The sequence below is a fragment of the Pseudomonas sp. GW821-FHT01E10 genome (genome assembly GCF_059422365.1).
The window spans coordinates 812,217-826,613 of sequence record NZ_JBWKWT010000001.1 but is presented as its reverse complement, the minus strand read 5'-3'; the positions used below and the strand labels follow the sequence as shown (position 1 = coordinate 826,613).

Here is a 14,397-nt window from a genome sequence, read left to right as displayed (position 1 = left end):
GTCTGATAGACGGTCGACAGAACCGGGTAAGCGAGGCCATTCTGATAATTGGCGAACGCCATCGATCACGTTTGCCACCGATTAACAAACGGAGGTGTTCCATGCCGGTGACCCATGACCTTTATCAGGACTTGCGCTGCACGAAGGAAGAGATCCAGCAAAAACGCACCAAGGATCCGTTACTGGATTCACTGCTCAACAAGTACATCCAGGCGGACGCAGAGGTGGTGAAGGCCGAGTCCGCACAATCGGATGCGCCCAGCGATGAGGTACTGAAGAAGCTCAAGGAGAAGCGTGTGCAGGTCAAGGACAAGATCGCTGAGCGACTTAAGACACCGTCCTGAGGACGCTGTGCAGAATCACCGACGACCGGTGACTGAACAATTGGAACGGGGATCAATACGAGATCTGCGTTGATTCAAAATCAAAAGATCGTCCGAACGCGGTCCGAACCTTCGGGCGATCTTTTGGCTACACCCTCTATTTCAATGCGGCACTCAACGGCAACCGCGCCATGTGCCGGGCTTTCAGCGACCCCAGATACAACCAGTCCCCATATTCGCGCACGGTGGTGATGGGTGAGTAGTTGCCGCTGCTGGCGTCCTGCAGATTGGCAATCACTTTGCCGTCGAGGTCCAGTCCCAGGACGAAGGCGCGCTTCTCCAGGGGTTTGGGCAGAATAGTCATCGCCCGCACGATCATTTTGCGTACCAGAGGGTAGGGCGCCGTGGTGTCGAGCAGTGCATTGCGCGGTGCATACAGCGCCACCCAGAAACGGTCGCGGCCATTGAATGCCAGGTTGTCCGGCAGCCCCGGCAAATTGTCGATGAACAGATCGTGGGTGCCGGCTTTCGGCCCGGTCAGCCAATAGCGGCTGATGCGATAGGCGCCAGTTTCATTGACCAGCACAAACGCGTCGTCAGGCCCCAGTGTCACGCCGTTGGCGAACTCCAGTTTGTCCAGCAGGACCGCCGTATTGCCTGTCTGGAAGTTATAACGCAGCAAACGGCCGTCGCCACCGTGCTCGATGATCGCCTCGCCGTCCTTGCCGTAGCCCCAACGGCTGGAGGAGTCGCTGAAATAAGCGTAATGCCCGGGCTTGTCGATGGCCACGTCATTGGTAAAACCGAAGGGCAGGTTGTTGGCCGTGGTGGTCAATGGAATCAACCGGCCCTGAGCGTCGAGCGACAGCAAGCCTTTGACCCCGTCGGCGATCACCAACAAACCATTGGGGTGCCGCGCCAGGCCCAGCGGCCGGCCACCGGTATCAGCCAGCACCTGGGTGGTTTTGCCGTCGAGGCTGGTGCGAATCAATCGGCCGTCATGCAGGCCGGTGATAAGGGCGTCTTTCTCCAGCAGCAACGCCTCAGGGCCGTCGATGTCAGCAGCACCGACCCGTTTCACGCCTTTGAGTCGCTGATTGTCGGCGTAGATGCCCTCGACGAGGGAGGGCGCCGTTGGCGGTGTCCAGGCTACCGGTTGAACCTTGGTCGGCAATAGAAACAGCAAGGCACTGATCACGATGATCAGCAGCAGCAACCAATGCCGAAACTTGAGGGGTCTTTTCATGCGCTGACTCCTGTCAGGGCCAGATGTTTTTGCGCCATCTCGCGTAACGCCAGCATCGACTCCGCCGATTCGCGCTCGATGCGCCGCTTGAGCACCAGACGATTGGCAATGCGCATTGCCAGGCCGCTGAAGCTGTATTCCAGAGTACGGACAAACCGCGTGTCATCGCCCTCAACCTCACACTCGTAAGTCACCACCAACGACAGACCATGATCGCCCCGGGCCCGAGCCCTCCAGCGGCGTCCGGGCAGGTATTCGTCGACTTCCCAGCTCAAATGCCCCTCACGCCCGCCGGCCCGAATGTCTTCCTCGAATCGCTCCCCGACATACAGCGGGCCGCTCTGGCCGTCGACCTTGAGGGAGGACGGATGCCACTGCGGCCAATGGGTCGCGGTGCTGGCGTAGGCGAGCACAGCCACTGGGTTTCCAGCGATGTCGATCACATGCTGCATACGGGTCATGGACGTTCTCGTCAGGTGCGGGGGCGCTTGCTCCGGTTCCCAGTAGAGGGTGCCGAACAGGTAGTCCATCAGGGGCAACACGATATTGAAATTGCGTTCCTGCATCAGCTCACGACGGTGATGCAGCTCATGCAGACGGCGCATCTGGCGGATCCACGGCAAACGCGTCACTGGGTTGCCGGGCGGTAGATGTTCGCAGGCATGGAACACCTCGTAGGTCAGGTAACCGAGCACCATGCAGCCGCCAAACAGCCCCGCGACGTTGCTATTGAACTGAGCCAGCAGCCACCAGCCAGGCGCCGTGATGACGAGGGTGTGCAACACGATCAGCCAGGCTGGAAACAGAATCACCCGCCAGTCCCGGGCGCTGTCACAGGTCATGTGGCCGGGGGTGAAAAAGCTGTGATGGTCACCGGCGTGACGGGCGTAGAACATCCGCGCCAGGCTCTTTTTGTGGTGCCCCAGATGCCGATGCACGACGTACACGCCGAAGTTGAAAAACAACAGGGTCAGCGGCACCGCCAGCCATTCCAGCGGTTGCACCTGATGCACCGTGCTCCAGAACCCACCGATGACCAGCAACCCGAACAGCAACACAAAGGCGCCGTGCAACCAAGGGTTGTAGAGCGGATGTATGTCGGCACGGTAGCGCGCGCGGAACGCTTCGGTGGTCTGCCTCACTGGGTTCACCTGTGGTTATTGTTATAACCAGCAGATTAGCCGATCCCGCCGCACAGGCAGGCCGAACCTTGAGGACACAAGCGCCACGCTCCGGTGCAAGACGCCCGTATGGTGTCAGGTCAGCGGGTTCCAGCGCTGGGACCAGTCGTCGTCCGTCTTGATCACTTCCCGCAGCAGGTCGAACGCCCGTTGCAGGGTCGCCGAATCGCGGTCCCGGGAGTAAACCAGATAGGTCGGGTAGCTGAACTCCGGAGCTTTGGGCACTTGTTCCAGCAAGCCGTTTTCCAGGTAACTCTGGACCACCCGAGTGCGGAAATAGCCGCTGCCGCCGTTTTCCAGGATGTATTGCAAGGCCAGCGGGCCGAGGTTGAAGCTCAGGGCTGCCTTGGCTTTTTCCGGCAGCGCCGCATCGTGCTGGCGACGGAAATCCGGGCCCCAGTCGATATACACGTAAGGATCGGGTTTTCCGGCCAAGCGTACCAGGATCAGTTTTTCTTCCAGCACCTGCTCGACTTGCAGGCGTGGCCAGTATTCGGGCTGATAGACCAGCGCCGCATCCAACACCCCCAATTCCAGTTGGCGCAGCAGGTTTTCGCCATCGCGGATTTCCATGCGCAGGGCATGGCTGGGAATCTTCTCGCGCAGTTCCCCGGCCCAACTGAGCATCAACGGGTTGCACAGGCTGACCTCGCCACCGATGTGCAGCACGTCGCGGTAGCCCTCGGGCAGCGGCAAGTCCCGGCGTGCGGCTTCCCAGGTCTGCACCAGTTGATTGGCGTAAACCACAAAGGCCTCGCCGTTCGGCGTCAGGCGCGCGCCGGCGCGATTGCGCACAAACAGCGTGCTGCCCAGCTGACTTTCGAGCTTCTGCACCCGGGCAGTGATCGCGGTCTGGGTGACGTGCAGCTTTTCAGCCGCCGCGGCCAGGCTGCCGTGGCGGACGATTTCCAGAAAGGTACGGGCGAGGTCGATGTCCATGGGCAGGCCGATGTGGGAGGTGCGGGCATTGTAAGAGCAGCCATGGTCTTCCGATACCGTCTGTGACGAGGGAGCTTGCTCCCGCTGGGGCACGAAGCGGCCCCAAGCTCCCTCGCCACAGAGTTCACTGTCCGGCCTGATCACCCGTGCCAAACAATCAGTCCGCCAACTCAACCTCCCTCACCACCGCCCAATCGGCTACCAACCGCTGCGGCGTGCCACACGCCTTGCGCTTAAGCACAAAATTTTTGCTCTTCTCGGCGAACTGTTTACGGTTTTGCACCATGTCCTGATGCATTTCTTCCAGCTCGGCATTACGGCAGTGCTGCATCAGTTGAGGATCGAGCTGACTTTTGCGCTCACGTATCGCCTGGTACGCCGGATCACTCAACGCACCATTGGCACGCTGCAATAACCAAAGACCAAACTCATCCGGGCAGCGCGGACCGATTTCCTGGACCATGCCTAACTGCAAGGCCTGGAGGGCGCTGATCGGCAGGCAGTCTTCAGTGAGTTTTTCCGCCATCGCCGGGCCGACGGCGCGGGGCAGGCTGTAGGTCCAGTATTCGGAGCCGTACAGGCCCATGGTTTTGTAATGGGGGTTGAGCACGATGTCGGAGCGGGCGAAAACAATATCGGCAGCCAGCGCCAGCATCACGCCACCGGCCCCGGCATTGCCGGTCAGGCCGCTGACCACCAGTTGCCGGGCGCTGAGCAGTTCCTGGCAGACGTCGTCGATCGCCTGAATATTGGCCCAGGCTTCCAGCCCCGGAACCGCTGCGGCCTGGATCACGTTGAGGTGCACGCCGTTGGAGAAACTGCCGCGTCCACCCTTGATCAGCAGCACTTGGGTGCCCCGGGACTTGGCCCAGCGCAGGGCCTCCACCAGTCGTTGGCACTGTTCGGTGCTCATGGCGCCGTTGTAAAACTCGAAGGTCAGCTCGCCGACATGCCCCGACTCGCGATAGCGGATCGGTTGATAGCTTTCGTTGTTAAACGGCTGAGAGGCGATCGACCAATCAAGGGTTGGGACGTGCGCAAGCTGTTCGGCGAGTACATGTCGGGCCGGACGCTTGAAGGTTTCTTCGCCGGGCCGGGGTTTGCGTCGCAGCGAACCGATCCACAGGCTGTGATCACCGGTCGCGACCAGTACCGCATCGTCGTGCACCGCGAGAATCTCTCCCGGCGTGCCGCTGCGCGAATCCAGATGAGCGTCATACAGGTAATACTGACCGCCGGCCAGGCTGGCCAATACGCCGGGCTGACCGTCGGCGGCGTCGATGCTGCGTTTGATGAAGTGCGCGCTGTCGTGCCAGCTGAAGATCCGGTCAGCTTGCTTCATGTTCGGCTGCAAGCGGCCAATCACATGGCGTTGGCTGTAGTCCAAAGGCACTGGCTCGAAACCGTCGATAAACTTTTCCACGACTTCGCGGATACAGGTGATTGCCGCGTCGCTGACGCGCCCGTTGTACAACTCGGATTTGCGCAGACCCTGGGGCAGGTTGAATTCACAAGTGGCCCAGACCGGCCCGGCGTCCATTTCCTCCACCGCTTGCAACGCGGTCACGCCCCAACGGCTGAGTTCACGGGTGATCGCCCAGTCCAGCGCACTGGCGCCACGGTCGCCGACGATACCCGGATGAATGATCACCACAGGACGCTGGAGATTGCTCCACAGTTGCTGCGGTACCCGATCCTTGAGAAACGGGCAGATCACCAGATCGGCGCCGGAATGCTCGATCTGTTCGCACACCGCGTCTTCATCGGTGAACAGCACCACGCTGGGCGAGTGGCCGGCCTGACGCAAGTCCAGCCAGGCCCGCTGGGTCAGGCCGTTGAACGCCGATGCCAGCAGAATGATCTTAAATGACCGCATGATTGACTCTTCCTTGAGAATGATCGGCCGCAGGCTCCCGATGAGCCGTCCTTGGCCTTCGATGGAAGAGCGATAGTAGAGAGTGTGGGGGGGAGGGCAACTGATCGAGATCAAGCTTGTGTCAGCGAGTGTTGCAGAGGCTCAAAATCAAAAGATCGTCCGAACGCGTCCCGCGCCTTCGGACGATCTTTTCTCTTTTCAAAACGCAAAACACGAACAGCCAAACGCCCCCCAGAACCCTTGAAAGTCACTGACCGGTGCCGACGACAATCGCGCTCGTTCATGGCTATGGGCATGCACCGCGCAAGCGCCCACACACTGGTGCACTTGCGCGGTCATTGGCGCCAGGGGTTTCCAGTGCCCCGGTACATTCACCACGGGCGACCACTCAGGCACCACCGGGATTGGCGGTGGCCCCAGTTTTTCAAACTCGACGCTACCGTGGACGATCTTGCCGTCGACAATGGTCAGCACCGACTCGATCCACTTTATGGCTTCGTCTTCGATGTGAAAGTAATCTGCCGACAGCGCAATCAGGTCCGCCAGTTGCCCGACTTTGATCTGACCTTTCTTGCCCTGTTCGGAGGAGAACCAGGCGCTGCCGTGGGTGAACAGTTCCAGCGCCGTATCGCGGCTCAAGCCTTGTGGGTAGAGCGCCAGCCCGCCGACGGTGCGGCCGCTGACCAGCCAGTACAGCGAGGTCCAGGGGTTGTAGCTGGAGACGCGCGTGGCATCGGTGCCGGCGCCCACTGGAACGCCCTCGGCGAGCATGCGTGCGATCGGTGGCGTGGCTTCGGCCGCCTTGGCGCCGTAACGGTCGACGAAGTATTCACCCTGGAACGCCATGCGGTCCTGGATGGCGATACCACCGCCCAGGGCCTTGACCCGTTCGATGTTACGGGGGGTGATGGTTTCGGCGTGATCGAAGAACCACGGCAAACCGTTGAACGGAATATCCCGGTTGACCTTCTCGAACACGTCGAGCATGCGGCTGATGGATTCGTTGTAGGTGGCGTGCAGGCGGAAGGGCCAGCGCTGTTCCACCAGATGGCGCACCACCGGTTCCAGTTCCTGCTCCATGGTTTGCGGCAGGTCGGGGCGTGGTTCGAGGAAGTCTTCGAAATCCGCTGCCGAGAACACCAGCATCTCGCCGGCGCCGTTGTGCCGCAGGAAGTCATCGCCCTGGCCGTAATGGGAAGTGCTGGTCCAGTTCTTGAAGTCGGTCAGTTCTTCCTTGGGTTTCTGGGTGAACAGGTTGTAGGCAATGCGCACCGTGAGCTGTTGATCTTTGGCCAGTTGCTGGATGACTTGATAGTCGTCCGGGTAATTCTGATAACCGCCGCCGGCATCGATGGCGCTGGTGATGCCCAGTCGATTGAGTTCGCGCATGAACTGGCGGGTCGAGTTGACCTGATACTCCAGCGGCAGCTTCGGCCCTTTGGCCAGGGTTGAGTAGAGGATCATCGCATTCGGGCGGGCGATCAGCATGCCGGTGGGGTCGCCATTGGCATCGCGCTGGATCTCGCCGCCCGGCGGGTTCGGCGTGTCACGGGTGTAGCCGACCACTTTCAGTGCGGCACGGTTGAGCAGGGCGCGGTCGTAGAGGTGCAGGACGAATACCGGAGTGTCCGGCGCGGCTTTGTTCAGATCTTCAAGGGTCGGCATGCGTTTTTCGGCAAACTGGAATTCATTCCAGCCACCGACCACCCGCACCCATTGCGGGGTAGGGGTGCGGTCGGCCTGATCCTTGAGCATGCGCAAGGCATCAGCCAGGGACGGCACGCCTTCCCAGCGCAGTTCGAGGTTGTAATTGAGGCCGCCACGAATCAGGTGCAAGTGGGAGTCGTTGAGGCCGGGAATCACCGTGCGCCCATGCAGGTCAACGATTTGCGTGCCGGGGCCTTGCAGGGCCATGGCCTGGGCATCGCTGCCGACCACCACAAAGTGCCCGTCCTTGATCGCGACGGCGCTGGCCTGGGGTTTCTTGCGGTCGACGGTGTGCAGGCGTCCGTTGTACAGAATCAGGTCGGCGGGGGTGTCGGGCATGGTTTTACTCCCTGCGGTTAGCGGACTGATCCAGGCACCGATGGCGCCTGCCGAAAGACCTTGCAGTACACGGCGGCGACTGAAGTCATTGTGCTCGTCAGGTGGGCTCATGGCAGTGCTCTCCACACAGTTCTTCATAAAAGAAGCGAGGGCAAACAGCCGATGTCTGACGCATGCGGCCAGAAGGAATATAGACGGCATATCCACAGATAGCCGTTTTCCGAGGGTGAAAAACGACGAATCCCGCCACGAGGGGCGGGATTCGCATGCAGCCAGAGAGGCTCCCGAGAGCGGGAGCCGTCGTCTTAGCCTGGGAACAGCTCGGACAGTTTCATGGCCAGCATCATGTCGCCTTCAGCGCGCAGCTTGCCGCCCATGAACGCTTGCATGCCGTCGGTCGAACCGTCGACGATGCCTTCCAGGGTTTCGCCGTCCATCACCAGAGTCACCTGGGCGTCCGGGTTTTCGCCTTCTTGCAGCTCGCAGGTGCCGTCTTTGACGATCAACGAGAAGTTCTTGGTGTCGTCGATGCGGAAACCGAATACCAGGTCCAGACCGGCAGCAGCGGCTGGGTTGAACTTGGCTTTCATTGCTTGTACGGCATCAGCTACGGAGGTCATGGTTCGATCCTTTCTTGGGTAATAAGAGCTGGGTGAATACAGCCAGGGTCACAATAGTCCGGAATCAGCGAAACGTGATGAGTTCCGGGGCCTTCAGCAGTTGCAGGTGTGTATGACTGTTGAAGGAAGCCAGGGCCACCTCGCGACCACGAAACTTGAGCAGGTTGAGCGAGGTGTTGACGATTTGCCAGTTCAGCTCAAAGGCCTGCCGGGCAGGCATTTGCGTAATAAGGTGGAGCAGGGCAGTGATGGTGCCGCCGGAGGTGAACACGGCGATTTTCTGGGTGTTGTCGGCATGTTCGAGCAGCCGCTGCAGGCCAGCCTGCACACGATCGACGAAGCCCAGCCAGCTTTCCAGGCCCGGTGTGTCATAGGTACCGGCGAGCCAGCGCTCGATGATCAGGGCGAAGATACGCTGGAACTCGGCACGGTTTTGCGCGGCGTTGCGCAGGATCTCCAGCGCCTCGGGTTCGTCTTCCAGCATGGCGGGCAGCAGGGCACGGATCACCGCGTCGGCGTCGAACTCGTTGAAGGCCGAATCGATTTCCAGGGGCGGCACCGGCAAACCGACGGTGGCGTACTGTTCCAGCGCGCTGGTGGCCGTGTGTTGCTGACGGCGCAGGTCGCCCGACAGACAGCGATCGAAGCTGACACCGAGTTCGGCCAGATGCTGGCCAAGGACTTCTGCCTGGCGAATACCGGTCGGCGACAGAACGTCATAGTCGTCTGCACCAAAGGAGGCCTGGCCATGTCGAATCAAATAGATGCTGCCCACGTCCGCGTCATCCCGGTACGTTGAAGGTTTGGCGAGGTTATGAGGATGACGGTGAGCTGTCAATGAAAAAACATACGCTTGTTTGAAATGCCCGTTACAGGCCTGTTGCTAGTGTCCTGTCTCACAAATACGTTTCTCTTTTGACGAGTGGCTGTTGTCGTCAGGCGAGGAGCGGCAACGCAGCATGACGGCAACGGACGCCGTAAAAAGGGAACAGTATTTGTGAGACAGGACACTCGAGGTTTCACGACTGGTCGCCGGGCCGGCTCATGGGTATGCTGAAGGTATCCCGCGCGTGTTCATGCCGCGCATCGTGTTGAAGGAGTCTCTGTGGAGTTTTTGTCCGAGTACGCCAGTTTCCTGGCTAAAACCGTGACACTGGTGATCGCCATTCTGGTGGTCCTGGCCAGTTTTGCGGCTTTGCGCAGTAAAGGTCGGCGCAAGTCGACCGGCCAACTGCAAGTCAGCAAACTCAATGATTTCTACAAAGGGCTGCGCGAACGCCTGGAGCAGACCTTGCTCGACAAGGACCAGCTCAAGGCTTTGCGCAAATCCCAGGCTAAAACCGAGAAAAAGCAAAAGAAGAAACCCGAGGCCAAGCCGCGGGTGTTCGTGCTGGATTTCGACGGTGACATCAAGGCGTCGGCCACTGAAAGCCTGCGCCACGAAATCACCGCGCTGCTGACCCTCGCCACGCCAAAGGATGAAGTGGTGCTGCGCCTGGAAAGCGGCGGCGGCATGGTTCACAGCTATGGCCTGGCATCTTCGCAACTGGCGCGCATTCGCGAGGCCGGCGTGCCGTTGACCGTGTGCATCGACAAGGTCGCGGCCAGCGGCGGCTACATGATGGCGTGCATCGGCGAGAAAATTATCAGCGCACCGTTCGCGATTCTCGGCTCGATCGGCGTGGTGGCGCAGTTGCCCAACGTCAATCGCCTGCTGAAAAAGCATGACATCGACTTCGAAGTGCTCACGGCCGGTGAGTACAAGCGCACCCTGACAGTGTTTGGCGAAAACACCGAGAAGGGCCGGGAGAAATTCCAGGAAGAGCTGGACATCACCCATCAACTGTTCAAAAACTTCGTTTCGCGCTATCGCCCGCAACTGGCTATCGACGAAGTGGCCACCGGTGAAATCTGGCTCGGTGTTTCGGCACTCGACAAGCAACTGGTGGACGAGCTCAAGACCAGCGACGAATACCTCGCTGAGCGCGCTAAACAGTCCGAGCTCTATCATTTGCATTACGCCGAACGTAAAACCCTGCAGGAGCGCATCGGCATGGCGGCCAGCGGTTCGATCGATCGCGTATTGCTGAGCTGGTGGAGCCGGTTGACCCAGCAACGCTTCTGGTAACCGTACCAGGCATCACCGTCAGTAAAAAAACCGTGGATTGCCCACGGTTTTTTTTTGACCTTCAGAAAGTGTCCACTCACCCTCAAGAAATAACGAATTTTCCTAATGCCATTGTCGATCGGTCGCGCTTTCGTGTGGAGTCAGGTGGGGTAGGGTGACTGGCCTGAATTGACTGCAATGGATTGCACCATGAATGAGCTCCTTCACCACGTTGCCGCACCTCATCCAGCCCCATCGTTGCGAATGCGCGACGAACTGAAAGCTGCACTGGACATCGCTCTCCCCCAAACCCCCGGCCAGTTGGGCGCACACCTGATCAAGGAAAAATGGGGGGGCAGGACATCGACCCGCAGACGACCTTGATGGTCACCCTCGATTACCACTACAAGGGCCACCCTGAAGAGAACGGTTTCCAGCAGGGCCAGGTGGCGAACTCGCGGTCGCTGTTGCAAGCGCTGCTTTCAAATTACCAGACGGTTGGGGACGGCCGTTTTGCTGAAACCGCCTTTGGTCTGTACACACCGCCGGACGTCGGCCCGAGGGTGCGGATTGTCGAGCATGTCGATGAGTTCGCTGATTACGGCAGCGGCAATCACGACACCTATGAAGGCATCTATCGGCAAACGACGCCGCAGACTTACGGTCCCGCCTCACAACTGAAGCTGAGGCCGGCCGATTTCAAGAAATGGGTCTGGGAGCTGGACTTCAAGCACGTGTACGAGACCTATCTTGAAAAGGTCTGGCCCTCTGACGAGGTGCTCACTGCGTCCGGCCCGTACGCCTTGAGGACATCGGTCAAGGCAGCGTTTGTGATGACGGCCTGGTTGCAGTTCAAGGAGCGCTGCCTGTCGCAAAAAGGACTTGAGCTCGCGATGGAGGCGGCTGGCTTGCCGCCCGGTCAGGCATGGGAAACGCTGACCATCGAACAACTGCAAGCGGCGACGCGCACCCCTTTGTCCGTCAGGGCCGGCCGTTTGAAGCTATACCGTTACACCGCAACAGATATCTGGGCGTTCCGTGACACTGCCAGTACCCGAGTGCTGCTGTACATCCCAGGCAACTCTTCCCCGCTGCACGAATTCACCGATGCCACTCAACTGCACCAATGGGTCGTCGCGCAGGGCAAGCTCAGCGAGACAAAACAGGCATTGGCCGCCCATTTTGCCGAAGATGATCGCGAGGACGGTACGTTTCATGCGGGGGTGCTGACGGCATTGGACGGCATGGCGCAGTACCCCGCGATGCATCGGCTGACCAACAATGCCGGTTTTTTCAATAACGACGGCTATTGGGACCCCGCCGATTACATTGGCTACGACAATCCGCCATCGACGACCGATCCGTTTGCGCAACTGGTGCTGACGATGAAGCAGGCCGCCCACGCCAGTATCGAAAGCATTCGTACCGATGCACAGGTCAATCGTGACAATTTAAGTGCGGTGGTCGAACCGGTGGTGCAATGGATCAACCGGTTCGGGCCATTGGCGTTGTTCGTCCCGGGAGGCGAAGGCATATTGGCGCTGGCCGGGCTTATTGACGCCGGTTACGGTCTTGATCAGGCAGTAAACGGTGAGACACCACGTGAACGGTCGGAGGGCGTGTCGCGCACCGTGTTCGGTTTGCTTAATGCGCTGCCGATCGGCGCACAAGCGGCGCTGAAGGATGAAGCGGCTGTCGAGTCAGTACGTCCGTCTTCGCAAATCGCCGTTGCCCCGACGCCCGAGCCACCGGTTTCCGTACTGTCCTCCCGCGTGGAGCTGATCCGCGGAATCGGCCCGACTGTGGCGTCTTTCAGCGATGAAGTCCTGGCACAGATCGGCAAGGTCAGTGTGATTGACGATGACATGCTGCGACTGATGCAAACGGGGCGTCCACCAACGCCTTTACTGACGGATACGATCAGTCGCTTCAAGATCGATCAGGATCTGGGGGCGGCCGGCACGCCTGAGCAATTCAACAGGCGTTACGCCGCACTTCAACAGTCGGAACATGAGTGGGTGCGGCTGTTTCAGCAGCAATACCCGACGCTGCCCAAAGGTGCCATCGAACAAATGCTCGACCGCTATGGCGTGGATATCCAGCAAGCCCCCGATGTGACCGAGGTCAGGCAAGTGTTCACGCGTCTGGACAGCAAGGCGCGGCAGTACCAGCAGCATGTGCGGCTCAATCGCGCTTATGAAGGTCTTTATCTGCGTTCGGTGGCGAGCCCGGACTCGGACATCCTGGCCTTGCACTCGCTGCAAAACCTGCCGGGCTGGCCGCGGAACCTGCGGATCGATGTCCTTGATCAATCCGTCGCGGGGCGAGTGCTGGACCGCATCGGCGCGCAGGATGCCACGGAGGTCCGGCGCTTGGTCAGAGTCGGACAGCACTATCTGCATCAGGCCTCGCCAACAGACTTTTATACGGCGCTTCTCGGTGTGTTGACGGACGACGACCGTTCAGCGCTGCTCCTGACGTCGCCTGGTTCAGTCGACGAACTACGACTCGCCATCAGCGACCAGGCGTTGCCTCGATCACAGGTGATACTCGGGCTGCGAAGAATGGACGGTGGGTTGCCGTTCGATGCCCACGGGCTCAGCGGCGGCGGTTTTCCGGGAACGCCCCAGGCCGAGGCGCTGACGCACCAGATGATGAGGCTGCAACTCAAAGAGGTCTATCCAGACTTCACCGATGCCCAGGCAGATGCGGTTCTTCAACGCGAAGGTGTAAACGCGCAGGCGCACATTGAGTGGTTGAAGCAACAGCTGCAGCAACTCGACATCGACCTGACCGCCTGGGTAGATCAGGTGGCGGATGACATTCATGACATGGCTATCGATTTCCTGGCCCCGAATGATCCCGAAGCAGCGGGATTGAGCGCTGCACAAATCGAGGCCTATAACGTTCAGTTGGTGAAGACCGAAATGCAACAGGAGCGAGCGATTCGAAATGAGTTGGCCGAGGAGCTGGTCTCCATCTGGCAACGACGCAGGGCGCTGCAGGATCCGTTACTGCCTGCTGATCAGATTCGCGGCGTCAGGCTGGATCTCGACTTCGAGAATTATCACCGGTTACCCACGTTGAATGTCCGGTTCAATAATATTCTCGAGTTATCGATGCGCGGCTTTCACCTGACTGAAGAAGAAAGTCTGAACGGATTTCTCGAGTGTTTTCCAAATCTTGAAGTGCTGAACCTGGAAAATGTCGACCTGAGTCACTTCAACCATGGCGGCCTTGCGGAGTGTGCATTGCCTCCTTCGATCAACCAGATGGCGCGTCTCTCTTCGCTGAATCTGAGGTCGACGAATCTGACGTTCAATGAGCGCGCCGCCTCTCAATTGACCGGGTTGACACACTTGCAGACGCTGGACCTGAGCAACAACCCGCTGGGCGTCCCGCCTTTGGTGCTCGGAATGCACGACTTGCGCTGGCTGAACCTGAGCAACACCGGGATCACTGGTTGCCCAGTCGGAATCATGGAGCAGCCCTATCTGACGTCATTGGACCTGCGTAATAACCAGATAACCCGAGTGCCGCCAGCAGTGCTGAACCAGGCTATCTCGAGGGACCGTGTGCTGCTGCAGGGCAATCCATTGACGGATGAGGACACCTTGTTGCGCATTGTCGATCATCGGCGGCGAACGGGTATCAACCTGTGGTTAAGTGATCTCGGGGTTAATTACGGGAATGTCATCGAGTGGTTGCACGAAGGCGATGGAGAGTTGCAAGCGACGCGACGATTGATCTGGCAGAGGCTGGCAGCCAGGCCCCTTGGCGCCCAGTTCTTGAGGGTAATGGATGGACTGAGCCTGACGGCGGACTTCCGGGTCGATTATCTGCCGCTTCAGGCGAGGGTGTGGCGACTGCTCGGTGAAGCCGATGCTTCGCAAGCGCTTTGGGAAAGACTGGTCCAGGATATTGAATCGGCCGAGGTCGATCCTGAAAACCCGTTTGCGCTGTTCACGGCACTTGAGGACCGTGCCCGGTTTTATCGGAACTGGGAGGCCATGGGGCGACCGTTTCCGATAGGCACGCAGTAAGGGAAAAACCTTGAAC

Annotated in this window: 9 protein-coding genes and 1 pseudogene; 3 read left to right on the top strand and 7 right to left on the bottom strand. The window is 59.6% G+C overall.

The annotated features are described in order from the left end of the window. Positions 1-101: 101 nt before the first annotated feature. Positions 102-344 carry a DUF465 domain-containing protein gene (locus AC07V0_RS03680; RefSeq protein WP_019649197.1) on the top strand — a complete coding sequence of 81 codons (243 nt, stop codon included), beginning with the start codon at positions 102-104 and terminating at the stop codon, positions 342-344. A gap of 136 nt (positions 345-480) precedes the next feature. On the opposite strand, the gene AC07V0_RS03675 is transcribed toward AC07V0_RS03680, so the two are convergent. The 7 genes from AC07V0_RS03675 to AC07V0_RS03645 all read right to left on the bottom strand — a co-directional run bounded on the left by AC07V0_RS03675 (position 481) and on the right by AC07V0_RS03645 (position 9,006). Next, a complete protein-coding gene (locus AC07V0_RS03675; RefSeq protein WP_018927631.1) occupies positions 481-1,569 on the bottom strand; it encodes an SMP-30/gluconolactonase/LRE family protein in 1,089 nt (362 codons plus the stop codon). Further along, the gene (locus AC07V0_RS03670; RefSeq protein ID WP_457327495.1) at positions 1,566-2,711 is read right to left on the bottom strand and encodes an SRPBCC family protein; all 1,146 of its coding nucleotides are present in this window, start codon (positions 2,709-2,711) and stop codon (positions 1,566-1,568) included. The genes AC07V0_RS03675 and AC07V0_RS03670 overlap by 4 nt, the downstream gene beginning before the upstream one ends. A 114-nt stretch (positions 2,712-2,825) precedes the next feature. Continuing rightward, a complete protein-coding gene (locus tag AC07V0_RS03665; protein ID WP_007941771.1) occupies positions 2,826-3,689 on the bottom strand; it encodes a LysR family transcriptional regulator in 864 nt (287 codons plus the stop codon). Positions 3,690-3,846: 157 nt separating this feature from the next. Further along, positions 3,847-5,565 (bottom strand): hydrogenase maturation protein, encoded by a 1,719-nt coding sequence (locus AC07V0_RS03660; protein ID WP_457327494.1) that lies wholly within the window; start codon positions 5,563-5,565, stop codon positions 3,847-3,849. A gap of 198 nt (positions 5,566-5,763) precedes the next feature. Continuing rightward, positions 5,764-7,611, bottom strand: coding sequence for an amidohydrolase (locus AC07V0_RS03655; RefSeq protein WP_064621239.1), 1,848 nt, complete (start codon positions 7,609-7,611; stop codon positions 5,764-5,766). A 305-nt stretch (positions 7,612-7,916) separates the two neighbouring features. Further along, positions 7,917-8,231 carry an SCP2 sterol-binding domain-containing protein gene (locus AC07V0_RS03650; protein WP_007941766.1) on the bottom strand — a complete coding sequence of 105 codons (315 nt, stop codon included), beginning with the start codon at positions 8,229-8,231 and terminating at the stop codon, positions 7,917-7,919. A 64-nt stretch (positions 8,232-8,295) separates the two neighbouring features. After that, positions 8,296-9,006 carry a histidine phosphatase family protein gene (locus tag AC07V0_RS03645; RefSeq protein ID WP_457327493.1) on the bottom strand — a complete coding sequence of 237 codons (711 nt, stop codon included), beginning with the start codon at positions 9,004-9,006 and terminating at the stop codon, positions 8,296-8,298. A 330-nt stretch (positions 9,007-9,336) separates the two neighbouring features. Here AC07V0_RS03645 and sohB point away from each other — a divergent pair, with 330 nt between their 5' ends. Beyond that, positions 9,337-10,359 (top strand): protease SohB, encoded by a 1,023-nt coding sequence (sohB, locus tag AC07V0_RS03640; RefSeq protein ID WP_018927637.1) that lies wholly within the window; start codon positions 9,337-9,339, stop codon positions 10,357-10,359. A gap of 189 nt (positions 10,360-10,548) precedes the next feature. After that, positions 10,549-14,381: pseudogene (locus AC07V0_RS03635) on the top strand (leucine-rich repeat domain-containing protein). The last annotated feature ends 16 nt before the right edge of the window (positions 14,382-14,397 follow it).